19 protein-coding genes and 3 tRNA genes are annotated in these 25,638 nt (G+C 47.7%); 8 read left to right on the forward strand and 14 right to left on the reverse strand.

Going from position 1 to position 25,638, the window contains the following annotated elements; genetic code table 11:
* The 3 genes from fabV to ung all read left to right on the forward strand — a co-directional run bounded on the left by fabV (nt 1) and on the right by ung (nt 2,238).
* Nucleotides 1-1,203, forward strand: a complete 1,203-nt coding sequence (fabV, locus tag HR45_RS05870; RefSeq protein ID WP_037440707.1) for an enoyl-ACP reductase FabV — start codon at nt 1-3, stop codon at nt 1,201-1,203.
* A gap of 109 nt (nt 1,204-1,312) precedes the next feature.
* Nucleotides 1,313-1,525: a TOBE domain-containing protein gene (locus tag HR45_RS05875; RefSeq protein ID WP_037440708.1), complete on the forward strand. Its 213-nt coding sequence runs from the start codon at nt 1,313-1,315 to the stop codon at nt 1,523-1,525.
* Between the two features lie 44 nt (nt 1,526-1,569).
* Nucleotides 1,570-2,238 (forward strand): uracil-DNA glycosylase, encoded by a 669-nt coding sequence (ung, locus tag HR45_RS05880; protein ID WP_037440709.1) that lies wholly within the window; start codon nt 1,570-1,572, stop codon nt 2,236-2,238.
* Nucleotides 2,239-2,298: 60 nt separating this feature from the next.
* Here ung and ppiD read toward each other — a convergent pair whose 3' ends face one another.
* The 9 genes from ppiD to HR45_RS05925 form a co-directional block, all read right to left on the reverse strand.
* Nucleotides 2,299-4,161, reverse strand: coding sequence for a peptidylprolyl isomerase (ppiD, locus tag HR45_RS05885; protein WP_037440710.1), 1,863 nt, complete (start codon nt 4,159-4,161; stop codon nt 2,299-2,301).
* Nucleotides 4,162-4,319: 158 nt separating this feature from the next.
* Nucleotides 4,320-4,592 (reverse strand): nucleoid-associated protein HU-beta, encoded by a 273-nt coding sequence (gene hupB, locus HR45_RS05890; protein ID WP_037440712.1) that lies wholly within the window; start codon nt 4,590-4,592, stop codon nt 4,320-4,322.
* 258 nt (nt 4,593-4,850) lie between these two features.
* On the reverse strand, nt 4,851-7,208 hold the full coding sequence (gene lon / locus HR45_RS05895; protein WP_037440714.1) for an endopeptidase La: 2,358 nt from the start codon (nt 7,206-7,208) through the stop codon (nt 4,851-4,853).
* A gap of 131 nt (nt 7,209-7,339) precedes the next feature.
* Entirely contained in the window at nt 7,340-8,617 is a 1,278-nt protein-coding gene (gene clpX / locus HR45_RS05900; RefSeq protein ID WP_037440716.1) for an ATP-dependent protease ATP-binding subunit ClpX, read from the reverse strand.
* 94 nt (nt 8,618-8,711) lie between these two features.
* Entirely contained in the window at nt 8,712-9,320 is a 609-nt protein-coding gene (clpP, locus tag HR45_RS05905) for an ATP-dependent Clp endopeptidase proteolytic subunit ClpP (protein ID WP_037440719.1), read from the reverse strand.
* Between the two features lie 90 nt (nt 9,321-9,410).
* Nucleotides 9,411-10,721 (reverse strand): trigger factor, encoded by a 1,311-nt coding sequence (gene tig, locus HR45_RS05910; protein WP_037440722.1) that lies wholly within the window; start codon nt 10,719-10,721, stop codon nt 9,411-9,413.
* Between the two features lie 250 nt (nt 10,722-10,971).
* Nucleotides 10,972-11,047, reverse strand: a tRNA-His gene (locus tag HR45_RS05915).
* 7 nt (nt 11,048-11,054) lie between these two features.
* Nucleotides 11,055-11,131 (reverse strand) — tRNA-Arg (locus HR45_RS05920).
* 68 nt (nt 11,132-11,199) lie between these two features.
* Nucleotides 11,200-11,276 (reverse strand) — tRNA-Pro (locus tag HR45_RS05925).
* 295 nt (nt 11,277-11,571) lie between these two features.
* Here HR45_RS05925 and folD point away from each other — a divergent pair.
* Nucleotides 11,572-12,426 carry a bifunctional methylenetetrahydrofolate dehydrogenase/methenyltetrahydrofolate cyclohydrolase FolD gene (folD, locus tag HR45_RS05930; RefSeq protein ID WP_037440727.1) on the forward strand — a complete coding sequence of 285 codons (855 nt, stop codon included), beginning with the start codon at nt 11,572-11,574 and terminating at the stop codon, nt 12,424-12,426.
* A gap of 88 nt (nt 12,427-12,514) precedes the next feature.
* Here the strand turns inward: folD and cysS are convergent, their stop codons facing one another.
* A complete protein-coding gene (gene cysS, locus HR45_RS05935) occupies nt 12,515-13,894 on the reverse strand; it encodes a cysteine--tRNA ligase (RefSeq protein WP_037440730.1) in 1,380 nt (459 codons plus the stop codon).
* Nucleotides 13,895-14,038: 144 nt separating this feature from the next.
* Between cysS and HR45_RS05940 the strand changes: the two genes are divergently transcribed.
* Both HR45_RS05940 and HR45_RS05945 read left to right on the forward strand, forming a co-directional pair.
* Nucleotides 14,039-14,533, forward strand: a complete 495-nt coding sequence (locus tag HR45_RS05940) for a peptidylprolyl isomerase (protein WP_037440731.1) — start codon at nt 14,039-14,041, stop codon at nt 14,531-14,533.
* 6 nt (nt 14,534-14,539) lie between these two features.
* Nucleotides 14,540-15,253 (forward strand): UDP-2,3-diacylglucosamine diphosphatase, encoded by a 714-nt coding sequence (locus HR45_RS05945; protein WP_037440733.1) that lies wholly within the window; start codon nt 14,540-14,542, stop codon nt 15,251-15,253.
* Between the two features lie 11 nt (nt 15,254-15,264).
* Here the strand turns inward: HR45_RS05945 and miaE are convergent, their stop codons facing one another.
* The 4 genes from miaE to HR45_RS05965 form a co-directional block, all read right to left on the reverse strand.
* Entirely contained in the window at nt 15,265-16,038 is a 774-nt protein-coding gene (gene miaE / locus HR45_RS05950; protein WP_037440736.1) for a tRNA isopentenyl-2-thiomethyl-A-37 hydroxylase MiaE, read from the reverse strand.
* Between the two features lie 168 nt (nt 16,039-16,206).
* On the reverse strand, nt 16,207-17,877 hold the full coding sequence (gene glnS / locus HR45_RS05955; RefSeq protein ID WP_037440739.1) for a glutamine--tRNA ligase: 1,671 nt from the start codon (nt 17,875-17,877) through the stop codon (nt 16,207-16,209).
* Nucleotides 17,878-18,038: 161 nt separating this feature from the next.
* Entirely contained in the window at nt 18,039-20,336 is a 2,298-nt protein-coding gene (gene feoB / locus HR45_RS05960; RefSeq protein WP_037440741.1) for a Fe(2+) transporter permease subunit FeoB, read from the reverse strand.
* Nucleotides 20,329-20,568: a FeoA family protein gene (locus tag HR45_RS05965; RefSeq protein WP_037440743.1), complete on the reverse strand. Its 240-nt coding sequence runs from the start codon at nt 20,566-20,568 to the stop codon at nt 20,329-20,331. Before HR45_RS05965 ends, feoB begins: the two co-directional genes overlap by 8 nt.
* Nucleotides 20,569-21,123: 555 nt before the next feature.
* On the opposite strand from HR45_RS05965, the gene HR45_RS05970 reads away from it, so the two are divergent.
* Nucleotides 21,124-23,304 carry an OmcA/MtrC family decaheme c-type cytochrome gene (locus tag HR45_RS05970; RefSeq protein ID WP_037440746.1) on the forward strand — a complete coding sequence of 727 codons (2,181 nt, stop codon included), beginning with the start codon at nt 21,124-21,126 and terminating at the stop codon, nt 23,302-23,304.
* Nucleotides 23,305-23,602: 298 nt separating this feature from the next.
* A complete protein-coding gene (locus tag HR45_RS05975) occupies nt 23,603-25,600 on the forward strand; it encodes an OmcA/MtrC family decaheme c-type cytochrome (protein ID WP_037440748.1) in 1,998 nt (665 codons plus the stop codon).
* Nucleotides 25,601-25,638 lie beyond the last annotated feature (38 nt).

A 25,638-nucleotide genomic window follows, 5' to 3' on the forward strand; every position in this document is an offset into this window, starting at 1 on the left:
ATGATTATTAAGCCCAAAATCCGTGGTTTTATCTGTACAACCACACATCCCGTTGGCTGTGAAGCCAATGTGTTAGAGCAGATTAATTACACTAAATCTCAGGGAAAACTCGCTAACGGCCCTAAAAAAGTATTAGTTGTAGGTGCTTCAAGTGGTTATGGGTTGTCCTCTAGAATTGCCGCCGCCTTTGGTTCTGATGCCGCCACTATCGGTGTGTTCTTCGAAAAACCTGGCACAGAGAGCAAACCAGGCACGGCTGGCTGGTACAACTCAGCCGCGTTCGATAAATTTGCTAAAGAAGCTGGTCTCTATTCAAAGAGCATCAACTGTGATGCGTTCAGCCATGAAGCCAAAGCCAAAGTCATCGAACTGATCAAACAAGATCTGGGCGAAATCGACATGGTGGTTTACTCACTGGCGTCACCAGTACGTAAGTTACCAGATACGGGCGAAGTGATCCGTTCTTCGCTTAAACCTATCGGTGAGAGCTATACATCGACTGCCGTTGATACCAATAAAGACGTCATCATCGAAGCATCGGTTGAACCCGCTACTGAACAAGAAATTGCCGATACTGTCACCGTAATGGGTGGTCAAGATTGGGAACTGTGGATCAACGCTCTTAGCGATGCAGGCGTATTGGCGGATGGCTGCAAAACGGTAGCATACAGCTATATTGGCACTGAGCTGACGTGGCCAATCTATTGGCATGGTGCGCTGGGTAAAGCCAAAATGGATCTTGACCGCGCCGCCCACGAATTGAATAGCAAACTGTCCGCTAACGGTGGTAGCGCCAATGTTGCCGTGCTTAAGAGCGTAGTGACTCAAGCAAGTTCAGCAATTCCGGTAATGCCGCTGTATATCGCCATGGTATTTAAGAAAATGCGTGAAGAAGGCTTACATGAAGGCTGTATGGAGCAAATCTACCGCATGTTCAGCCAACGTCTATTCAAGGCCGATGGCAGTGCCGCAGAAACTGACGATGACAATCGTCTGCGCTTGGACGACTGGGAACTGCGTGACGACATCCAACAGCATTGCCAACAACTGTGGCCGCAAATCACCACTGAAAATTTGAGTGAATTGACCGACTACCGTGAATACAAAGCTGAATTTATCAAGCTGTTTGGTTTCGGTATCGATGGTATCGACTACGAGCAGGACGTCAACCCTGCTGTTGAGTTCGATGTCATAGAACTGTAGGACTCATTATCCTTTAAAAAAACGTCGCTTAATGCGGCGTTTTTTCGTTTAACGCTGCACAACATCTATACTCTATCCTGATCTTTCAGCAAACAGACGAGGAATCCAAATGAAAGTCAGCGCACGGAACTGCCTCAGCGGCACAATCAAAAATATCGAAGTGGGTGCAGTTAACAACGAAGTCGCCATCGAACTCGCGCCTGGCGTCGTCCTAACCGCCGTGGTCACCAAGGCATCAAGTGAAAAGCTTGGTCTAAAAGTTGGCGATGATGCCTACGCCCTAATTAAAGCCAGTAATGTTATGATTGGTGTCGACGACTAACTAAATTGAACGCAGTGCCCGCTTCTGGGCACTGCAATATCGCGATGACATCAGATATCAGCTGGAAAACACTGCTCAACGACGAACGTCAACAACCCTATTTTCGCCAAGCTCTGCACACCATTAATGAACTCAGAGCGAGCGGGAAACATGTCTACCCGTCTCAGGTTGACACCTTTAACGCCTTTAAACTGACACCATTTGCACAACTTAAAGTCGTTATTCTCGGCCAAGATCCTTATCACGGCGCTAATCAAGCGCACGGATTAAGCTTCTCCGTGCCATTAGGGGTAAAGCCCCCCCCTTCATTGCAAAATATCTTTCTTGAGCTTCAGCACACCGTTAACGGCTTCACAATGCCACATCATGGCAACCTTAGTCATTGGGCAGAGCAAGGCGTGTTGTTACTTAATACTGTGCTAACGGTTGAGGCTGGCAAAGCACATTCACATGCCGATTTGGGCTGGGAGCGCTTTACCGATAAAGTCATTGAAGTTATCGATCAACATTGTCAGGGTATTGTCTTTTTGCTTTGGGGACGTCACGCGGGCGAAAAAGCCGCTAAGGTTAACCGTAATAAACATCTGGTGCTGAGAGCCGCGCATCCGTCCCCCTATTCAGCCGATAAAGGTTTTTTTGGCTGTAACCATTTTAATTTGGCTAATGAATACCTGCGCCAGCAAGGAAAACCCATCATCGATTGGCAGCTCTAACCTGATAAGCAGCCAACAAAAAACCGGCATAATGCCGGTTTTTTAGAGTGTTGAACTAACTTATCCTTCGGTTGGATAAGTCACTTCAGCTTTTGCTTTAAGCAATTCAATCAACGCACGGTAATCTGCTTGGCTGTATTGATTAGCCAAGCTTTGTTGGATTGAGCTACTCAACTCAGCTGGTACAGTGGCTGGAGTAGTGACTTTATCGACCACAACAACCGCGTAACCTTTAGCGGTTGCTACGGTGTCTGCACTGATGCCTTCCGCTGCTTTTGCCATTTTAAATGCCTGGCCTACGATAGCAGCATCAATATCCGCTGCATTACGACCGACATTTGCATGGCTCTCAAGCGCAACATCTGATGTACCCTCTTTAATTGCATTGAGCATGTCATCGGCTTTCGCTTTAGCCAACTCACCCGCTTTCTGCTGTTTCAACTGATTGACGATGTCTTCTTTCACTTCATCAAACGCCTTTAAACCAGCAGCTTGGTGTTGCTTGATACGAATAACCATCACATCGTTATCCGATACTTCCAACACGTTACTGTTCATTCCCGACAGCACATCGTCAGAAAATGCAGCTTTTAATACGTCAGGCGTATTAAACGGTGCAGGTGCATCCATTTTGCTGAATAGCTCTGTGGACTTAACCGATAAGTTTACCGCCTTAGCGGCTTCCTCCAAGGTGTCAGGCACTTCATAGCTGGTGTCTGCGAGTTTTTGCTGCAAACCGTAGAATTCGTTGACCGCCTTGTCCATTTTCAGCTTTTGTGCAATTTGTACTTTCACATCGGCAAATGGTGATGCCGCACTTGGCTGCACGTCTAATAGCTTAATGATGTGGTAGCCATACGGTGTTTTTACTACATCAGAAATCTCACCTTTATTTAACGCAAATAGCGCCTTATCAAACGCAGGATCCATGACGCCAGCTTCAAACCAACCTAACTCCCCGCCTTTTGCACCACTTAGCGTGTCTTGAGAGTCTTTCTTGGCAAGCTCAGCAAAATCAGCACCAGCGTTCAGTTGCTTGAGAATATCTTCAGCTTTCGCTTTGGCTGCGGCATCATCTGCAGTAGCGTCGATTAAGATATGAGCGGCTTCGCGCTTCTCGTTAGTCTGGTAATCTGCAATATGGTCTTGATAATAGGCTTTGGCCTCATCATCACTCACTTCAATACCGTCGGTTAACGCACTGGCACTTAACTCAACATAATCGAGGCTTACCATCTCTGGACGTTGGAATTGCAGCTTATTGTCATCGTAAAACTTCGATACTTCGTCGTCAGTGACGCTAACGTCGGCAAGGAACGGGGCGGACTCAACGGTCGCAAAGCGAATATCACGAGTCTGAGCTTGCAGCTTGGCCAGAGCATCACTTTCACCTTTCAAGGCAAAATCACTGGCAACCAGAGCTGTCACCAGCTGATTGCGCGTCATATCTGATCGCATCGCATCACGGAAACTCGCTGCGGTATACCCCATTTGACGCAAAACCGCCAGATAACGTTCGTTATCAAAAGTGCCAGCGGTTTGGAACGCAGCTTCTGTGCGAATCGCTTCTTTTACTTGTTCGTCAGAAACACGTAAACCAAGCTCTTTTGCTGCTTGGTCAACTAAACGCTGTGCTACAAGGCGTTGTAAAACACCCTGCTTAATATTATTCAAATAGGCATCGTTGGCTGATAACGTATCAAACATATCACCCAGCTGTTGCTGTAAGCGGTTTTTTTCGCTTTGATATGCCTGTTCTAATTCAGCTTTAGAAATCTCTTCACCATTGACGGTTGCGGCTGGCGCTTGAGTCGAACGGCCCAAATAGCTGCTCACCCCGGCAAATGCAAAAGACAGAATGACCAACACCAGAATCACTTTGGCTACGGCACTCTGCGCTCCGTCACGCATCTTATCTAACATCAGATGTCTCGCTATGCGATGTTAATTAAAAAAAAGACGCATCGCTTAAAGGATGCGCCTATCGCTTGATTTACTGCAGTTTTAAAACACTGCTGTAATTGTTCACTTGATGGGCTCTTAACCCGGTAAGGCCAAATGCCTTACAGGACAAGTGTCAATTAGTTAACAGCATCCTTCAGCGCTTTACCTGCTTTGAATGCAGGAATTTTTGCTGCTGCAATTTTGATTTCGTCCCCAGTTTGTGGGTTACGACCAGTACGCTCTGCACGTTCACGTACTTCAAAAGTACCAAAACCAACAAGAGAAATCTTATCGCCGTCCTTCAAACTTTCAGTTACAGCAGCGATGAAAGAATCCAGTGCGCGGCCTGCAGCGGCTTTAGAAATGTCTGCACCAGATGCGATTTTCTCAATTAGTTCAGATTTATTCATGTCATCCCCTTGAATGTAATTTTATGCGCCGCAACCAAGTCCTTCTCTCGAGCGGTCTGCGGAGGCTTTTATAACAAGCTTGATTTTAAAGTTCAAGCCCAGTTGGAAACTAGGATTATGTAATTGGATACAGCTCAAAGCCAGTCACCTCAAGGGCTTGAGACGACTGGCTCTCCACGCAACTTAGGCTATCACAGGTCGAGACTTTGTTAAGCCCTTTTTTTCAGTTTTTTTCGGTGAATGCTGTATTTTCTTGCGTTAGACCAAATTTTTAACAACTTCGAAGCCTTCGACAGGCTTTTCAAGCGCTAATTTCAGTACCTCATCGACCCAACGTACTGGTTTAATTTCCAAATCCGCGACCACGTTTGCTGGAATTTCCTCCAGGTCACGCTCGTTTTCTTTTGGAATTAACACCAGTTTGATACCACCACGGTGGGCAGCCAGCAGTTTTTCTTTGAGACCACCAATTGGCAATACTTCACCACGCAGGGTAATTTCACCAGTCATTGCCACATCGGCACGTACGGGATTACCAGTCAGACTCGACACCAACGCTGTGCACATAGCGGCACCGGCGGATGGACCATCTTTTGGTGTTGCACCTTCAGGTACGTGTACGTGAATATCGCGTTTCTCATAGAAATCGCTGTTAATACCGAGCTGCTCAGAACGCGCTCTGACTACTGTCAACGCCGCCTGAATAGACTCCTGCATCACATCGCCCAACGAACCTGTATAGGTCAATTTACCTTTGCCAGGCACTGAAGTTGCTTCGATGGTCAACAGATCGCCACCGACTTCTGTCCACGCCAACCCCGTGACTTGACCGATTTGGTTGTGCGATTCAGCTTTTCCGTAGTCAAAACGTTGTACGCCAAGGAACGACTTCAAGTTATCCTGATTCACTTCAACGTGTTTGCAGTCTTTGTCGAGCAAAATTTGTTTCACGACTTTACGGCAAATCTTGGACAACTCACGCTCAAGCGAACGCACCCCAGCTTCACGAGTGTAGTAGCGAATGATGCCGATAATGGCGCTATCATCCACTGTGATTTCGCTTGCTTTTAGGCCATTACGTTCAACCTGTTTGGGTAACAAGTGCGCTTTGGCAATATTGAGCTTCTCATCTTCGGTATAACCGGATAAGCGAATCACTTCCATACGGTCAAGTAACGGACCGGGAATGTTCATTGAGTTAGAGGTCGCCACAAACATTACGTCAGACAGATCATAATCGACTTCTAAGTAATGGTCGTTAAAGGTCGCGTTTTGCTCCGGATCCAAGACCTCCAACAATGCCGATGACGGGTCACCACGCATGTCTGAGCTCATTTTGTCGATTTCATCCAGCAGGAACAGCGGGTTTTTCACACCCACTTTTGCCATTTTCTGAATGATTTTACCCGGCATAGAACCGATATAAGTACGGCGATGTCCGCGGATTTCCGCTTCATCACGTACGCCGCCCAAGGCGACACGAACATACTTACGGCCGGTAGCTTTGGCGATTGATTGGCCGAGGGAAGTTTTACCCACCCCAGGAGGGCCCACCAGACACAGGATAGGACCTTTTAGCTGTTTAACTCTGCTCTGTACCGCCAGATATTCCAGAATACGTTCTTTGACTTTCTCAAGCCCGTAATGGTCGGTATCGAGCACGCCTTCCGCTTTAGAAAGGTCGCGTTTAATTTTAGAGCGCTGTTTCCATGGTACTGAGGTCATCCAATCAACATAGCTACGTACGACCGTGGCTTCAGCTGACATTGGCGACATCATGCGTAATTTATTCAGTTCAGCAGACGCTTTTTCTTTGGCATCCGCAGGCATGCCAGCATCTTCGATTTTACGGCTTAAAACTTCAAACTCATCATGGCCTTCATCGAGATCGCCGAGTTCCTTCTGAATCGCCTTCATTTGCTCATTCAGATAGTACTCACGCTGGCTCTTTTCCATCTGCTTTTTAACGCGCGAACGAATACGTTTTTCAACTTGCAGTAAGTCGATTTCCGCTTCCATCATCGCCATCAAGTATTCGAGACGTTCAGCGACATTGACCATCTCAAGCACAGATTGTTTATCTTGTAGCTTCAACGGCATATGCGCTGCCATGGTGTCGGCGAGGCGGTCTGCTTCTTCAATCCCGCTCAGCGAAGTCAGCACTTCGGGGGGAATTTTCTTGTTGAGTTTGATATAGCCTTCAAACTGGCCAATGGCACTGCGCACCAACACTTCTTCTTCTCGGTCTTCCATTGGCTGGGATTCGAGATATTGCGCAGTAGCAACAAAGTATTCTTCTTCTTTGGTGTACTTATCGATTTTGGCGCGCTTACCGCCTTCAACTAATACTTTTACTGTGCCATCCGGCAGCTTCAGCAGTTGCAGGATTGAGGCGACAGTACCGACATCGAAGATATCGTCAGCAGTAGGTTCATCCAAATCAGCATCGCGCTGGGCTACGAGGATAATCTGCTTATCCTGTTCCATCGCCGATTCCAGACAACGGATGGATTTTTCTCTACCGACGAATAACGGAATTACCATATGGGGGTAAACCACCACATCTCGTAATGGCAGCACGGGCAATTCGATTCGCGCTTCTGATTCTATGGTCATAGCTTGATTCCGTTCCAGTTAATAGTATTACCCTGAGTATATTGGGGCGTGATCCTTGCTTTCAATGGCAAAAATAAAAAAAGGAGCCAGTAAAGGCTCCTTATTTTTCAAACTGATACTCGGATGGACAATTAATGCTCACCTGATGCTGCTTGAGACTCGTTGCTTTCGTAAATCAAAATTGGGTCTGATTCACCATTCACCACTGACTCGTCCACAACAACTTTGGTCACGTTCTCGAACGATGGTAAATCATACATGGTGTTTAGCAGAATCGCTTCGACGATAGAGCGCAAACCACGTGCACCGGTCTTACGCACCATCGCCTTTTTAGCAATGGCTTGCAGTGCATCTTCGCGGAATTCCAGCTCAACCTTTTCCATCTCAAACAAGGCGCCATATTGTTTGGTGATCGCATTTTTAGGTTGTGACAAAATTTGCACCAATGCCGCTTCGTCCAGTTCACCCAAGGTAGCAACCACTGGCAGTCGACCGATGAATTCAGGGATCAAACCAAATTTCACCAAATCTTCCGGCTCGACCTGCAGCAAGGTATCTGAGATGCTTTTCTTATCTGCATCACCTTTTACTGTCGCGCCAAAACCGATACCACTGCCTACATGAGCACGTTGCTCAATAACCTTCTCAAGCCCTGCGAACGCACCGCCACAGATAAACAAAATTTTAGAAGTATCAACTTGCAAAAACTCTTGTTGCGGATGCTTACGGCCACCTTGTGGCGGTACTGCAGCGACTGTGCCTTCAATTAGCTTCAACAACGCCTGTTGCACACCTTCACCAGAAACGTCACGTGTAATTGATGGGTTATCAGACTTACGACTGATCTTATCAATCTCATCAATATAAACGATGCCACGCTGCGCCTTTTCGACGTCGTAATCGCATTTCTGCAGCAGTTTCTGAATGATATTCTCAACGTCTTCACCCACGTAACCCGCTTCAGTCAGCGTGGTCGCATCAGCCATGGTGAATGGTACGTCGAGGAAACGTGCTAACGTTTCTGCCAGCAGCGTTTTACCACTACCGGTTGGACCAATCAGCAGGATGTTACTCTTGCCGAGCTCAACACCATCTTTTGGTGCCGGATATTTCAAACGTTTGTAATGGTTGTAAACTGCAACCGACAGCACTTTCTTTGCCTGCTCCTGACCAATGACATAATCGTCAAGGTGCGCACGCAGTTCATGCGGCGTAGGCAATTTTTCTTGATCGCGTTTTGGCGAGATATCTTTGATCTCTTCGCGAATGATGTCGTTGCATAACTCTACACATTCGTCACAAACATAAACGGACGGACCGGCAATCAACTTGCGCACTTCATGCTGACTCTTACCGCAGAAAGAGCAATACAGCAGTTTACCGTTATCACCGTTTTTATTGTCAGCCATTACTGTTCCTCATCTGCAGCGCTTCATTAGCGCTGCTTAACACATCCTACTGAGCTTAGCTCAGATAGCGGCATATTTCAGCCAAAAAATCTTGTTATTCCCGTTGTGAAATAACGGAATCGACCAAACCGTATTCAAGTGCTTGCGTCGCACTCATAAAGTTATCGCGGTCAGTGTCACGTTCAACAACTTCAATAGGTTGACCAGTATGTTCGGCTAACAGGCCATTCAATTTCTGCTTGATGCCCAAGATCTCTTGCGCATGAATGGCAATATCAGATGCTTGGCCTTGGAAGCCTCCCAGCGGCTGATGGATCATCACCCGTGCATTTGGCAAACAATGACGCTTACCTTTAGCACCACCGGCGAGCAAAAATGCGCCCATACTAGCAGCTTGACCAATACACACTGTGCTCACGTCAGGCTTGATAAACTGCATGGTGTCATAAATCGCCATCCCAGCAGTTACTGAACCGCCTGGCGAGTTGATATACAAAGAGATATCTTTATCAGGGCTTTCTGATTCCAAGAACAGCAGCTGCGCTACGATCAGGTTCGCCATGTGCTCTTCAACTTGACCCACCATGAAAATCACGCGCTCTTTCAATAAACGAGAGTAAATATCGTACGAGCGTTCGCCTTTAGAAGTTTGTTCAACCACCATTGGCACCAGAGCATTCATAACTGACTGAGGTGTATGCATTCTTATGTTTCCCTAAATAAAAATGGCCCGCATGAGGGACCTCATACGAGCCATTATAAATGGCGATTGACCAATCAAGTCAAGTCTGGCTTATGCGCGACCAGCAGCCTTGTTCATAAATTCTTCGAAAGCGACTTCTTTGTCGGTCACTTTGGCAGATTTCAGAACTTCTTCAACAGCTTGCTCTTCAAGCGCCAGATTGCGCATGCTTTGCATTAATTCATTGTTGCTGTTGTAGTATTCAACCACTTCTTTTGGATCTTCATATGCAGAAGCCATTGATGCGATCAGCGCTTGTACACGCTCCTCGTCAGCTTTCAGCTCGCCACCTTTGATCACTTCACCCAGCAACAGACCGATCTTAACGCGGCGTTCTGCTTGTTCAGTGAACAGCTCAGCTGGTAATTCAGGCATTTGTTGTGGGTTCATTTGACCGCCAAAGCGTTGCAGTGCTTGACGACGCAGAACGTCTACTTCACCGTCAATCAATGCTTTTGGCAATTCTACTTCGTTCGCTGCCAACAGACCGTTGATAACTTGCTCTTTCACATTCGCTTTCAGCGCTTGCTCAAGTTCGCGTTCCATGTTCTTACGGATTTCCGCTTTTAATGCGTCAACACCGCCGTCTTGAACACCGAAACGAGTAGCAAATTCATCATTTACTTCTGGCAGTTCAGCGCCTTGTACTTCTTTCAAAGTGATGGCGAATTTAGCTGCTTTACCTTTCAGGTTTTCAGCATGATATTCTTCTGGGAAAGTAACGTCGATGTCGAACTCTTCGCCTGCTTTGTGGCCAATAACGCCTTCTTCAAAGCCAGGGATCATACGACCGCTGCCCAGTTGCAGTTCGAAGTCTTCAGCTTTACCGCCTTCAAACTCTTCACCGTCAATGCTGCCAACAAAGTTGATGATTGCTTTGTCGCCTTCAGCCGCTTCACGTTCAACAGCTGCAAAAGTCGCATGTTGCTTACGCAGAGTTTCAATCATGTTGTCAACGTCAGCATCATTTACTGTGGCAACAGGCTTTTCGATTTCGATAGCGTCAACACCAGCTACTTCAACTTCTGGATAAACTTCAAAAGTTGCAGTAAATTCGAACTGTTCGCCTTCAGTTGCACCTGGAGTCAGAGTCGGTGCGCCTGCTGGATTCAGTTTTTCGGCGATGATGGCTTCAACGAAGTTACGCTGCATCACTTCACCGGTAATGTCTTGACGGATGGCCTTGCCATAACGCTTTTCGATAACGCTTGCAGGTACTTTGCCTGGACGGAATCCAGGAATACGAGCGCGTTTAGCTTCACGTTGCAGACTTTCTTTTACCAGGTTTTCTACCTGTTCAGCAGGTACGGAGATGGTCAGGCGACGCTCCAGGCCTTGTGTTGTTTCAACAGAAACTTGCATTCTTTTACCTCGAAATGTGTCTAACTTCCTTTTTATAGCCGACATTTAATCAACTATTCAGGTATTCGTTTCTTGACGATAATGTTGACGCAGATGCCTATAAGAGTTGCTTTCGGCATTCGTCTTACAAATGTTGATGTTTATCAAGACGCAGCATTATAGCCATGCACTTTCAATGAGTCGAGCCACAATGGCCGATAAAAGGTACAAAAAAAGCGACTCAAGGTCGCTTTTTTTGAAATCGAAATAATGGGGTGACTGATGGGGCTCGAACCCACGACAACTGGAATCACAATCCAGGGCTCTACCAACTGAGCTACAATCACCATAATTTGGTACGCCCGGCAGGATTCGAACCTGCGACCATCCGCTTAGAAGGCGGATGCTCTATCCAACTGAGCTACGGGCGCAAGGGCGGCAACATCATGTTGCATCCTGATCGGTACTGACAATGTTTATAGCACACTGTCCAAAAATTTGGTCGGTGATAGAGGATTCGAACCTCTGACCCTCTGGTCCCAAACCAGATGCGCTACCGGGCTGCGCTAATCACCGAAATCGTTGTTAAGGATTATGCAGGCTACAACAATTTTATGTTTAACTTGCATCAACGGTCGTAAGAATTAGTTATCAAAACATACCGCTGCTTAAGAACGGAGCGCATGTTATCGATTCGACTTAACTGCGTCAACGATTTTTTTGGTTCCGCAATTCAGCTGCTGAAATTTAGTGCTGCCAACGGCAAATTCTGTGTTCTGGCGCACCTTTCACCATGACACTAAAGCGCGCGACTGTTAAAATATCGCCGCTTCATAGAACATCGCGCCATAACTAAGGAAACCCTACACCCATGACTGCCCAATTAATTGATGGCAAAGCGATAGCGCAATCCATTCGGCAAGAATTAAAACAAAAAGTGGCTCAACGCCAAGCCGCTGGTCAGCGTATTCCCGGTCTTGCTGTAATTCTGGTCGGTAGTGATCCTGCCTCGCAAGTGTATGTCGGCAGTAAGCGTAAAGCTTGCGAAGAAGTTGGCTTCTTATCGCGTTCATACGATTTAGCCGCCGATACCAGCGAAGAAGAACTACTTAACTTAATAGATTCACTCAACCAAGATGGCAGTATTGATGGCATCTTGGTGCAATTGCCGTTACCTGAACATATCGATGATGCCAAAGTCATTGAACGCATACAGCCAGATAAAGATGTTGATGGTTTTCATCCTTATAATGTCGGCCGCTTAGCACAACGTATTCCAGTGCTGCGTTCATGCACACCAATGGGCATTATGACCCTGATAAAATCGACCGGTGTTAAAACCCACGGGTTAGATGCCGTTGTCGTTGGTGCGTCAAACATCGTTGGGCGCCCGATGACACTGGAATTATTGTTAGCCGGATGCACCACCACAACTTGCCACCGTTTCACCCAAGGATTGCAGCAAAAAGTATCTCAAGCTGATCTGGTGGTCGTTGCCGTGGGTAAACCTGGCTTTATTCCGGGCGAGTGGATCAAACCAGGCGCAGTCGTGATTGACGTCGGTATTAACCGTTTGGCTGATGGCCGTTTGGTGGGCGATGTTGAGTTCGAAGCCGCTGCTGAGCGCGCGAGCTTTATCACCCCGGTTCCCGGCGGTGTTGGACCGATGACCATTGCCAGCCTGCTGGAAAACACCCTGTTTGCTGCTGAGCAATATCACGATTAATTGAGACTCGCACAACACAGCAAAAAGCCGACATTATGTCGGCTTTTTATTTGATACAAACCTTATGAGTTTGATTTGAATATGCGGCTTACTTTTTACGCCAAGTCGTACCGTTGGCGCCATCTTCCAGTACAATGCCCAGTTCGTTCAAACGATCACGGGCTTTATCCGCAGCGGGCCAATCTTTCTCAGCACGGGCGCGGTTACGCTCAACAATCAAGGCTTCAATTTCTGCCACTTCATCATCATCGCTTTCACCTTGGAAGAAGGCTTCTGGGGTGGATGACAAAATACCGAGTACATCTGCCAGCTGCTTCATTGCTACCGCTAATGCAGACGCTGCAGCAACATCGGTGCCTTTCAAGCGATTGATCTCACGTACCATATCAAACAGCACTGAATAGGCTTCAGGGGTATTGAAATCATCGTCCATGGCTGTGTTAAAGCGCGCAACGTATTCGCTGGCATCGGCCGCGGCAACCGTCAAATCAAGGTCTTTCAGTGCGGTGTACATACGCTCGAGTGACGCGCGTGCTTGTTTGAGGTTGTCTTCTGAGTAGTTCAATTGACTACGATAGTGACCCGACAGCAGGAAGTAACGTACGGTTTCAGCATCATAATGCGCCAACACATCGCGAATGGTGAAGAAGTTGCCAAGCGATTTTGACATTTTCTCTTTATCGACCATCACCATGCCGGTATGCATCCAGTAGTTCACATACTTGCTATCGTGCGCGCAGCAAGATTGGGCAATTTCGTTTTCGTGGTGCGGGAACATCAAATCAGAACCACCACCGTGAATATCGAAATGTGCACCTAAGTGTTTGCTGTTCATCGCGGAACATTCGATGTGCCAGCCCGGACGACCTGCGCCCCAAGGTGAATCCCATGTAGGTTCACCTGGCTTAGACATTTTCCACAACACGAAATCCATTGGGTTGCGTTTAGCTTGATCAACTTCGACACGAGCACCGGCTTGCAACTGCTCTAAGTCTTGCCCCGACAGGCGGCCATACTCTTTGAACGACTCAACGCTAAACAGCACATCACCATCATCGGCCACATAGGCATGGCCGCGTTCGATAAGCTGCTGCACCATTTCAATGATTTCATCAATGTGCAGGGTCGCGCGTGGTTCAAAATCCGGACGCTGCATATTCAGTGCGTCAAAGTCAGCATGCATTTCGCCGATAAGGCGTTCCGTTAATGCTTCACAGCTTTCGCCATTCTCATTGGCGCGCTTGATGATTTTGTCATCTACGTCGGTGATATTCCGCAAAAAGTTAACGTCGTAACCTGCGTAACGCAGATAGCGTACAATCATGTCGAACGACACAAAGGTCCTGCCATGCCCGATATGACACAAGTCATAAATGGTGACGCCACAGACGTACATCCCCACTTTTCCCGGTACTATCGGTGTAAATTCCTCTTTTTGGCGGCTCAGACTGTTGTAGATCTTCAACATCGAATTTTCTCTTGTACTCTTATAAGCATGGCTTGAAACTGGTTCAAGAGTTTAGCATCGCACCTAGCTCTTGAATACTGCCCTTTCGCCCCATTAACGGATAAGTTAGAATCCGCCCACGAAATTAGCTCAAAGGTACTACTTATGATCACTTTGCACACCAACCACGGCGACATCACACTTGCTTTAGATACTGAAAAAGCACCAGAAACTGCAGCCAACTTTCTGCAATACGCCCAAGAAGGCTTCTACGACGGTACTATCTTTCACCGTGTGATTGATGGCTTTATGATCCAAGGCGGCGGTTTCACTGAAGATATGCAGCAAAAGCCAACGAATGCACCAGTGAAAAACGAAGCTAACAACGGCTTAAGCAACAAAGTGGGCGCGATTGCGATGGCCCGTACACAAGATCCGCATTCAGCAACTGCACAGTTCTTCATCAACGTGAACAACAACACTTTCTTGGACTTCAAAAGTGAGTCAATTCAAGGTTGGGGTTACTGCGTATTTGGTGAAGTTGTCGAAGGCATGGACGTAGTTAACAAAATCAAAGATGTTGCGACTGGCAACCGTGGTATGCATCAAGACGTACCATTGGAAGCAGTGGTTATCGAAAAAGTGAGCATCAGCGAATAAGTCTGCATGCAAACTTTGTTCATCGGCGATCTGCACCTTAGTGCAGATCGTCCCGATATTATCGCCGCCTTCCTACGCTTTTTAGATAATCTAGCGCAAGTTGATGCGCTCTATATTATCGGTGATCTGTTTGAAGTATGGGTCGGCGACGATCTTGCAGAACCTTTTGCGGTCGAAATTGCGGATAAGTTGCACCAGCTTAGCCAGCAGATGCCGCTCTATTTTATTCACGGCAATCGCGACTTTCTACTCGGTAAACGCTATGCCAAACAGGCTGGCATGACCCTGCTCCCTGAAGTATTTACCACGGAAATTTATCAACAGCGCTGTGTGATACTCCATGGCGACAGCTTATGTACGCTCGATCACGACTATCAACGTTTCCGCCGTTTTCGGAACAATCCGATTGTGAGATGGGGTTTTAAGTGCCTCAGCAAGAATAAACGGCTAAAGATTGCCGCCAACATGCGCGCCAATAGTCAGCAGCAAAATCAAACTAAAAGCTATGCCATCATGGATGTGGAGCCTAACGCGGTGTTGTCATTAATGCACCAACAACAGGCGCAACTGATGATCCACGGTCACACTCATAGGCCAGCGATTCATGACTTGGGTAATGGTTTAACCCGAGCAGTGGTTGGTGATTGGTATGAGCAAGGTAGCGTCCTCAAACTCACCCCCGCAGGACTTGAGCTGCAAACGCTCCCATTCGCTGAATAAACGCCGCCTCGTCAGTTGGCTAGCGGCACCCCACTGTGAAAACGGAATTCACTATCGTGACTTTGTATCAATGCAGCTTCTTGCGCCACCAAAAAGGCTATACGCTCGCTGATATCTTCGCCGGCAATCGCCTCAGCCAAAATAAGATAATCTTGATAATGTCGCGCTTCAGAGCGCAGTAGTGACACATAGAAACGCCCTAACGCATCATCTAAATGTGGCGCCAGTTTGGCAAAACGCTCGCACGAACGCGCCTCAATCAAAGCACCGATAATCAGCTTATCGATTAGGGTATTAGGCTCGTGAGTAGTGACATGCGTCATCAAGCCTTTGGCATAACGGCCCGCATGGAGATTAGCGTATGGAATATCGCGTTCCTGCATCAGCTCCAGCACTTGTTCAAAGTGGTGGAACTCTTCTTTAATCAAGCGCACCATTTTTGCAATAAGCTCATCACCGTGAACAAAGCCAACTTTCGGCTTAAGCTGGGCTGCTAACTCGTTCTTACGGCTATCTCGTGCCATAAAAGCGTTGATGTTTCGATCACGATGATAAACAAACTCTTCATAGGGTTTAGCCCACTCCAGCAACAGCTGGCCACTGGCTTTATCAACGGCATATTTACGAATAAGAAACATCGCGGTCTGCGCCGCCTTAAGCTCGCAGTTACAGTGGTCAATCAACAGCAGTGACAAACGCTCAGGTTTGATGGCCTCGACAATCCACGCATCTGGCGTTTCGCAGCCAAGAAATGCGCGTACTGGCGCTAACAGTTGTTGGTACATAGCTACACACTAACGTTCAAAAATTGGCGCCGATTTTAACAATCGTGACTTTGGCTGCCTAGCAAAAATCGGCCACAGTAGCTGACGAACCGTCCGATAACGATAAATCCAGCAGCATAGCAATAGAAAAGGCGCCCTTAGGCGCCTTTTCTAACTCAAATATTGTGATTATGCGAAGGAATCACGCAGTGCTACTGTGCGGTTAAACACCAAAGCATCAGGCGTTGAGTCTTTGCAATCAGCGCAGAAATAACCTTCACGCTCGAACTGGTATGCTTTGCTAGGCTCAGCGTTCACCAAACCCGGTTCAACATAACCGTGCGCCACCACCAAAGATGCAGGGTTCAGCACTTCATCAACGGTTTCAGCTGCCGCAGGGTTTGGATCGCTACACAAGTTGTCGTACAAACGGAATTCCGCAGGTTTCGCGTGTGTTTGCTCAACCCAGTGGATAACACCTTTCACTTTACGGCCATCGGCTGGGTTTTTACCCAAGGTTTCAGGATCGTAGGTACAGTAAACGGTGGTGATGTTGCCATCAGCGTCTTTATCGCAACGCTCGGCTTTAATCACGTAAGCGTTACGCAGACGTACTTCTTTGCCCAGCACCAAACGTTTGTACTTTTTGTTGCCTTCTTCTTTGAAATCTTCCACATCAATGTAGATTTCGCGGCCAAACGGCAGTTCACGTTCCCCTAAACTTTCATCGTTAGGATGTGCTGCAGCGGTCAGTTTCTCGATTTGACCTTCTGGGTAGTTCTCAATCACCAGTTTCAGCGGTTTGATCACGGCCATAGCACGCGGCGCGTTTTCGTTCAGTTCATCACGAATACACGCTTCCAGCATACCGATTTCAATCAGGTTGTCCTGTTTGGTCACACCGATGCGTTCACAGAACAGACGAATTGACGACGGCGTAAAACCGCGACGACGCAAGCCTGCAATGGTTGGCATACGAGGGTCATCCCAACCACTCACCAAACCGCGTACCACCAAGTCGTTCAGCTTACGCTTAGACATCAAGGTGTATTCCAGATTCAGCCGTGAAAACTCATACTGACGAGTACGGTTAGGTTTGTTGAAATCATCTAAATGATCCAACACCCAGTCGTACAAACGGCGGTTATCTTGGAATTCCAAGGTACAGATGCTGTGGGTGATATCTTCCAGAGCATCAGAGATACAGTGTGTGAAATCGTACATTGGATAGATGCACCACTTATCACCGGTTTGGTGGTGATGGGCAAACTTAATACGATAAATCACTGGGTCTCGCATACACATGAATGGCGAGGCCATATCAATTTTAGCGCGCAGTGAACACTCACCTTCTTTGAATTCACCGGCACGCATTTTTTCAAACAGTGCCAAGTTTTCTTCAACGCTGGTATCACGGTATGGGCTATTTTTACCCGGCGCTTTCAGGGTGCCGCGATATTCACGGGTTTGTTCACCATTGAGGAAACAAACATACGCTAGCCCTTTGTTAATGAGTTCTAGCGCGTAGCCATACAACTTATCAAAGTAATCTGATGAGTAATGAATATCACCACTCCATTGGAAACCGAGCCAATGCACGTCTTCTTTAATAGAGTTAACGTAATCGATATTCTCTTTCTCAGGGTTAGTGTCATCAAAGCGTAAGTTACACTGTCCCTGGTAGTCACGAGCAATACCGAAATTCAGGCAAATTGACTTTGCGTGACCGATATGGAGGTAGCCGTTTGGCTCTGGCGGAAAACGGGTGTGCACACTCGTGTGCTTACCGCTAGCCAAATCCTCATCAATGATATTGCGAATGAAGTTACTCGGACGAACTTCAGTGTCCACCTGACTCATGTATTTCCTCTTTGCGAACCTTGCAAGCCTGATAAAACGGGCATGACGTTAGATCATGCCCGCTGTTAATTCTCGTAGGATAAGAATTGGTGCGTAAGCCGTCAACGGCTCTAGAAAAGAAAAGCAGCCTTATCGGCTGCTTTTCGCGCATAACATGGTGTTTATTGACCGGCTATCACTTTTATACCGGGAATAATTTGTTGCGCACGCTTGCCTTTACGTTTGAGCCATTGGTAAAAGACCGCCAACGCAATTGCAAAACCACCTATCCAACAGGTTGAAGAGACGGGATGCTGACTAAACGTCGCCGCTTGGTACACCACTGTCGCCGAGCCGTAAGCCAATGAAAAGGTCCAAGTCGCCGCAAATGATGCCCAGCGTGAACCAAATTCGTTTACCAAGGCGCCCATCGCCGCCACACAAGGCGTGTAAAGCAAAATAAACAGCAGATAACAAAACGCTGATAATTGGCTTGGGAAACCCTGCTGTAAAGCACCAAAGGTTGTTTCGTTAACCCCCTGCTCTTCTGCCGCCACATTCAAATCTTCGACATGGCCAACGGACAAAGACAAAGGATCATCCGGCGCAATTCCCAGTAAGTTCTGCGGAATTGTCTGCAACGCCGCAACAAAACTGTCTGTTAGCGGCGGCAGTTCCCCTGCTTGTGCAGATGGCGTGCTATACAAGCTATTGAGCGTTCCGACCACGGCTTCTTTAGCAAATAGACCTGTGATAATCCCAACGGTAGCCGGCCAGTTATCCTGCTGAATCCCCATCGGAGCGAACAGCGGCGTGACTTTCTGGCTACCAACACTGAGCAACGATTCCTTACTGTCTTCGTGGCCAAAAGTACCGTCAGTGCCAATCGCGTTGATGAAGTTGAGTAAGGTCACCACAATCACAATGGTTTTGCCTGCCCCAAGAATAAAGCTCTTAGTTCGCTTACCAGTACGGGAAGCCACTGCACGCCACTTTGGCAATTCGTAAGTAGGCAGTTCCATCACTACGGCGCTGCTGTTCCCTGGCAAAATAGTCTTGCGCAATAAGAAACCAGTACCGATAGCGGCCAAAATGCCTAACAGGTACAAACCAAATACCAAGTTTTGACCAGAGGCCGGGAAAAACGCCGCGGCAAACAAGGCATACACAGGCAAACGGGCACCACAAGACATAAAGGGTGCCATCATGCCAGTCACAATACGCTCACGCTGACTGCCTAAGGTACGCGTTGCCATAATCGCTGGTACGGAACAACCAAAGCCAACAATCATGGGGACAAAAGCTTTACCCGGCAGGCCAATGCGGCGCATCAGCCCATCGACCACAAACGCTGCTCGCGCCATATAGCCAGAGCCTTCCAATACAGATAACGCCAAAAACAGCGCCATAATCACTGGAATAAATGTACAAACGGTTTGAATCCCTTGACCGATACCGCCAGCAACGAGGGTCACCACCCATTCCGGCGAACCAATATCCGTTAGCCAAGCGCCAAGGTGATCAACAAACAAGGCACCAGCGGCGATATCAAAGAAATCGATAAAAGCACTGCCGATGTTAATGGCAAACATAAACATCAGGTACATCACGCCCAAGAAGATTGGTATGCCAAGGATAGGATGTAGAGTGATCTGATCGATGCGGTCGCTGAAGGTTAACTGCTCTTGTTGCTGAACCGATTGCGCAAACACCTGCTCAACAAAATTAAATCGCGTTGTTGCGGCAACTAACTCAATATCTTTACCGTTGGCGGCCAACGCCGCCGCACATTGCTCAACAAACTCATCCTGTTGCCCACGCTCGCAAGTGACACAACCAATGCCATTTGCCAGCATTGCCAATGCACGACCGCGATTGGCAGCGTGATTATTGTTGATGAGTTGAGCAACGCTACGCTCCACTTCCGGGCCGTAATCAAGCAGCAGCGGTGCATCGGAAACACTACCTTCAAGGAAACGCACAACTAAGGCTTTAACCTTTTCAACATCCTGGCTATCACGTGAGGTCACCGCTATCACTGGACAGCCTAAGGCATCTGCCATGGCTTCAGTATCAATACGGACACCGCGTTTCGCCGCCGCATCGATTTTATTCAGCACCACCACCATTGGAATGCCCAGCTCACGCAGCTGAACCGTCAAAAATAGGTGGCGTTCGATATTGGTGGCATCCACCATATTGATGATGCCATCGGTATGTTGGCTGGCGAGATATTGCTGTGCAATTTGTTCATCGAGTGAACAATCACAATCTTTACCTGCGGGCAAAATATCGTAAATGCCTGGCAAATCCGTAAGGTAAACGTCGGTATCATTGATGGTGAACAGACCGGTTTTCTTTTCAACGGTAACGCCGGCCCAGTTGCCCACTTGTTGGTTTGAACCGGTTAAGGCGTTAAACAGAGTTGATTTACCGGCGTTGGGATTTCCTACGGTGACGCAATGAAACTGCTTAGTCATTCGTCCTCTCCACATCGATGATTTTCGCCAACTCTTGGCGCACACAAAGTTTGCTGCCACGGATATCGAGCTCTAAACCGCTGCCTAGCGGGGCTCGACGAATAAGCGAAAAACGGGTGTTTGGCGTGATTCCGAGTGACAGCAGCTTGCGTTTAACAGATGAGGGAAGATCTAATTGGCCAACATCGCTGATAATGGCCTGATCGCCTGGCTTCAATTCATTTAACTTCATTCTACCTACCATCTCTATTATCACCAGCTAAGTGGCAGACTCTTTGAGAGCCGCGCTGAAGATGCGGTGATACGCCGTAAACGAGAATAGTTTTCAATTGTGTTCTGTATTATGGGACAAAAATCTACAGGAATAAACAGGCGTTGCTAAATAAAAGCTAAAATCTGTCAAGTTTGTGTGTTGGGTTCAAAAATCCGCTACTGGCTTGATATTTAAAGGAGCGCCTAGCTGTGCAGACAACACAAATTTCACCCGTTTTGCAGGCCGGAAACATGCTTAAAAAGTAGATAACATTTGCGACGTGAAACGCAGATAGGGAGCTGAGGGTTAGGTTCATCTGTGTACAAAAAAACAACGTACTTTAACTAGCTTACGTCAATAAGTTAACTATCTCTTTTTAAATAGTCAGATCTTAATCACATAACATATCTAAATTAACTGAATAAAAGTTAGCTATTGGATAGCCTAATATTTGGGAAGCTAAATTCCACACACCGGTCATGTCTTTTTCACTCTCTTCACCGGTGATGAATACAAAATTTTGCAGGGAAAACTATGATGAAACGGTTTAAGTTCAATATCGCTAGTAAAGCGTTGTTGGGAGCCGGAATACTGACTCTCACCCTTGCCGGCTGCGGCAGCGACGGCGAGGATGGTCAAGATGGTATCGGTGGTGAACCAGGATTAACCACCGTCAGTATTGATCAGGCGACTACACTCAATGCCGCCTTTACCGACGCCAGCATTACAGACGGTACTGTAACTGTTAATTTCTCCTTGACCAATGCCAACGGCGTTGCCGTGACCGGTCTAACCAATGACTACGATATTCGTTTCGGTATCGCTCAATTGACCCATGTTGAAGACGCTGCAACTGATGACTCAGGTGTCGGCTTCGACCACGGTTATCAATGGCAGTCATACATTAACAGCGAACGAGCACCCAACAACCCACCGACGGATGTCGACGGCCTCAACCCGCAAAATGAATATCAAGCAAGTATTGAAGCAGCGTCCGGCTGCGATACTTGCTTAGTTGACAATGGTAACGGCAGTTACACCTATACCTATCAACAAAACGTTGCCAATGTCACTACGCCATTAACTGTCACCTACAGTGCTGATGACACCCAACGCGTCACCTTAGAATTACGCGCTTCATCCACGCTGGTTGCTAATGCGCATTACGACTGGCAACCATCAAGTGGTCAAACTGATGGCATTCAAACGCGTGATGTCGTATCAATCAATGCCTGTTATACCTGTCACCAACCCGACAGTCTGAAAATGCACGGCGGCCGTCGTGTCGATCTACAGAACTGCGTTGTGTGCCACACCTCAACTTCTGGTGATCCAGAATCAGGTAACAGCATCGACTTTACTTACATGATTCACGCGATTCACCGCGGTGAAGAACGTCATACGTTTGATGCTGACGGCAATCAAGTCGCGGAACCATACAAAATTGTTGGTTACGGCGGCAGCGTTGAAGATTACGGTAATGTTGCCTTCCCACATCGTCCTGCAGCAGACTGCTCGGTCTGTCACGTAGAAGGTAACGGCGCCCCGGCAGATGCAGCACTGTTTACTGCAGAGAAAAGCAATACCGCATGTATCGCGTGTCACTCTGAGAAGCCTTCTGCACATCACAGCAGCACCGACTGTATGTCTTGCCACAATGCAGAATCTCCATACAGTGGCACTGGCAGTGCGGTGAAACGTCATGGTGATGTACTTAAAGCCTACACAGAAGCACAATCATTGAGCGTAGCAGTGTCAAATATTGCAGCAACTGACGACGGCCATATCACCTTCAACGTTCAAGTGTTGGACCAAGACGGTAACCCAATTGAGCAAAGCATGATCAACCAATCAAGTCGTATGGTTGTGGCATGGGATGTGGATAAAGACTTCCCTGCTTATGCAGATGCGTCATACAGCCAACGCCGTATCGCGCTGAACACCGGGACTTATGACGAGGCAACTCGCACCTACACCTTGACAGGTTCAAGCTTCACCTTACCGACCGATGCTCAAGGTAAAACCTTCGAAATTTGGTCGACCTTGCAAGCCTGTTACAACAATGGCGGCTATGGCGTAACTGATATTGCCCTGACGGCTTGTGGTGATGACACCCGCACAACCTACATCCAACAAACGCCATATCAGTTTGTTTGGGGTGAATCAGCACCTGATACTGCCGCTAGCGTTGCTGAACGTCGCAGCATCATTGACTCAACTAAGTGTCAAGGTTGCCATGGTGCCGAAATCCATCACTACGACAACGGCGTAAACTGCGGTACTTGTCATACACCAGATAAGACGCTGCGTAGCGACAGCAGCTACCCAGGTGGTCGTATACCAACCAGTTTTGCCTTCAAAGCACACCACAGAGAAGGCCATGAGCTGAATCACAACGGTGTTGAGTCAGGTACTGTCATTAAGAGTGACTGTATGACCTGTCATGCCAACAACGGCATCGAATTGGGTCGCGCTCCTGATCGTGTATGGCGTTTTGGTGATTTAACCGATGGTCATGACATCTGGGTATCTTCTGATGCGGGTTCTTGTATGTCATGTCACCAGCAATATTTGACTGAAGCAACTATCAGCCATATTGAAACCAACGGTGGCATTATCGATGGCGCTAGCATTGATGATGTTAAGCAACGGGCAGCCGAAACGTGTAAAACCTGTCACACCGTTTCGCAACTGCTTGAAGCACATGGTAACTAACAGGTGTTAATCCGAGTAAAAAGGGGTCGTCTTCGGGCGTTCCCTTTTTGTCTTAGATTAACTGCGGGAATGAATACAAAATCCTCAAATTTACGTTCAACGAAATTAGGGATTACTTCTTTAGAAATAGACTGATCAAAATCACACATTAATTGCCGCCGAGCGGAATAAATAAGTGATCTACGTTAGCCTTTTCTACAGGAGCTTGTTTTCCAGCATAGGTTGATGGCGCATTTTAACAATAAGTTCGACTTTCGCTTTTTCGCCATTAGCTAAGTGCACAAAATTGCAGGGAAAAATGATGAACGCATTAAAATCAAAATACGCACGGTGGTTCGCCTCTGGTGCGTTAACGTTGGCGCTGGCCGGTTGTGGTGGCAGCGACGGTTCGGACGGTTCAGCCGGTTCCGATGGTTCAGCAGGCGGCGCGCCAGCGATGACCATCAGCAGCATGAACGTAACCTTTTATGAAGAAACCATCGCCGATGGTAGCGCAAGCGTACGTTTCTTGGTGACCAACCAAGATGACGAAGCGATTGTGGGGCTGCAAAGAATGCGCTTTTACGCGCTGCAACTGGCTCCTAAAGGTGCTTTAGGCGTTGGTGATGCCGCAGCATGGCAGTATCTGGTGGATGAAACCTGCACTGTAGGCGGCAGCTGCCCAGGCACTCTAGAAGATAAAAAGAATGGTGTTTACACGTACACCTTTGCAGCTAACCTTGCCGATGAGAACGCTACTCGCTCCTCGTTCAATCCTGAACTGGCACAGCGTTTTATGATCCGCCTTTACAATACTCCATTGCCAGATGGCACCGCAGTTCCTAACACCAACGCGCTAGTTGATTTTACGGTAGACGGTAATGCCCCAAGCTATTCCCGTAAGATTGTGGCGACTGCAACTTGTAACAACTGTCACGGTGACGTCAGTACTGCCCATCACGGTGGTTCATATAACGACGTTAACTTCTGCGCCAGCTGCCACACGCCAGGTCGTGTGAGCGACGGTAAGCAATTCAGTATGCTGATCCACGAGAAGCACTTCACTACCAGTGCAGAAGGTGATATCGAGCCAGCATTTGAAAGCGATGCACTGATGACATGTAACAGCTGTCACACCAATGCAGGTGAAGCAACACCTGATTGGAACAACTGGGCCCAAGTCCCAACCGCTGAAGCTTGCGGTAGTTGCCACAGCAATATCGATTTCGCCGCGGGTGTCGGTCACACCGTACAGCAAGACAACTCTAGTTGTGTTGCTTGCCACACTGCCGAGTGGACTGAAGAAGTTCACACCACCAACATCGCTGAAAAACGTGCCGTGATTAACACTCGTGGTATGAACGTCACGTTGACCGCCAACGACGATGATTCAGCTACGTTACGCATCACGCTGGTAGATGGCAGCGGTAACGTGTTGGATGCAGCCAACGAATTGCCAAAAATCAAACGTTTGGAAACCATCACTAACGTAGGTCCTAACTTCCCAGTGATGGGCTACAACGTAAGTCCAGGTAGCGGTACCGCACATGTCACTAAAGATTTTGTCTCTGACAACGTGTTGCAAGAAGGTGTGACCATTGATGCTGGCGCATTAGTGTTCACTACCCCTGCTCTGCCTTTTGGTGCGGCTAACACTGATACCGACACTGCTTTTAGCTTCATCGGCTTAGAGATGTGTTCAAGTGGTGACGCTTTGATTGCTTGCACCGAAGACGCGCAAACCACCAGCATGAAAGCCGCACTGGCGTTCGGCACTAAATCTGGTAGCGCGGCCTCACATCGTCACACCGACTCAGTGAACTTCGGCGCTTGTCAGCAATGTCACGGCGATACTTTCTCGCTGCATAAAGGCTACCATGCTGGCTTTGCGATGACTGAACAGCTGGCACGTAACAACGTGGTAGGTCTGGACGGTTGTGTAGCTTGTCATACCCCTGATGGTACTTATGCCAGCGGCGCGAACAAAGGCGCATTTGAGATGAAACTGCACGTGGTACACAACGAAGTTGGTGTTATCACTCAATGTACTCAATGCCACAGCTCATTCAACTTAGGCGCATTTGAAAACAAAGGCGCATTGGCGACAGCTGCGGGTCAGTACACAACACCAATTACTGCAGTTTGTACCTCTTGCCACACTCTGGGTTCAGAAGGATTACACAGCCAACAAACGTTGGAAAGTTATGGTGCCGTAGTAAACGGTGACTACGATGCTGCAAACCAAGCAGCTCAGTCAGAAACCTGTTTCTACTGTCATAAACCAACTGCTGCGGATCACACCCAAGTGAATTTGTAATTTGCCCGAACGGCAGGGATACAACGCCCTGCCATTTT

It is taken from the genome of Shewanella mangrovi, from assembly GCF_000753795.1.
Classification (GTDB): Bacteria; Pseudomonadota; Gammaproteobacteria; order Enterobacterales; family Shewanellaceae; genus Shewanella; species Shewanella mangrovi.

Bases quoted from the DNA above. Each gene is read 5' to 3' on its own strand.
- fabV (WP_037440707.1), top strand. From the start codon at position 1: ATGATTATTAAGCCCAAAATCCGTGGTTTTATCTGTACAACCACACAT.
- HR45_RS05875 (WP_037440708.1), top strand. From the start codon at position 1,313: ATGAAAGTCAGCGCACGGAACTGCCTCAGCGGCACAATCAAAAATATC.
- ung (WP_037440709.1), top strand. From the start codon at position 1,570: ATGACATCAGATATCAGCTGGAAAACACTGCTCAACGACGAACGTCAA.
- ppiD (WP_037440710.1), bottom strand. From the start codon at position 4,161: ATGTTAGATAAGATGCGTGACGGAGCGCAGAGTGCCGTAGCCAAAGTG.
- hupB (WP_037440712.1), bottom strand. From the start codon at position 4,592: ATGAATAAATCTGAACTAATTGAGAAAATCGCATCTGGTGCAGACATT.
- lon (WP_037440714.1), bottom strand. From the start codon at position 7,208: ATGACCATAGAATCAGAAGCGCGAATCGAATTGCCCGTGCTGCCATTA.
- clpX (WP_037440716.1), bottom strand. From the start codon at position 8,617: ATGGCTGACAATAAAAACGGTGATAACGGTAAACTGCTGTATTGCTCT.
- clpP (WP_037440719.1), bottom strand. From the start codon at position 9,320: ATGCATACACCTCAGTCAGTTATGAATGCTCTGGTGCCAATGGTGGTT.
- tig (WP_037440722.1), bottom strand. From the start codon at position 10,721: ATGCAAGTTTCTGTTGAAACAACACAAGGCCTGGAGCGTCGCCTGACC.
- folD (WP_037440727.1), top strand. From the start codon at position 11,572: ATGACTGCCCAATTAATTGATGGCAAAGCGATAGCGCAATCCATTCGG.
- cysS (WP_037440730.1), bottom strand. From the start codon at position 13,894: ATGTTGAAGATCTACAACAGTCTGAGCCGCCAAAAAGAGGAATTTACA.
- HR45_RS05940 (WP_037440731.1), top strand. From the start codon at position 14,039: ATGATCACTTTGCACACCAACCACGGCGACATCACACTTGCTTTAGAT.
- HR45_RS05945 (WP_037440733.1), top strand. From the start codon at position 14,540: ATGCAAACTTTGTTCATCGGCGATCTGCACCTTAGTGCAGATCGTCCC.
- miaE (WP_037440736.1), bottom strand. From the start codon at position 16,038: ATGTACCAACAACTGTTAGCGCCAGTACGCGCATTTCTTGGCTGCGAA.
- glnS (WP_037440739.1), bottom strand. From the start codon at position 17,877: ATGAGTCAGGTGGACACTGAAGTTCGTCCGAGTAACTTCATTCGCAAT.
- feoB (WP_037440741.1), bottom strand. From the start codon at position 20,336: ATGACTAAGCAGTTTCATTGCGTCACCGTAGGAAATCCCAACGCCGGT.
- HR45_RS05965 (WP_037440743.1), bottom strand. From the start codon at position 20,568: ATGAAGTTAAATGAATTGAAGCCAGGCGATCAGGCCATTATCAGCGAT.
- HR45_RS05970 (WP_037440746.1), top strand. From the start codon at position 21,124: ATGATGAAACGGTTTAAGTTCAATATCGCTAGTAAAGCGTTGTTGGGA.
- HR45_RS05975 (WP_037440748.1), top strand. From the start codon at position 23,603: ATGATGAACGCATTAAAATCAAAATACGCACGGTGGTTCGCCTCTGGT.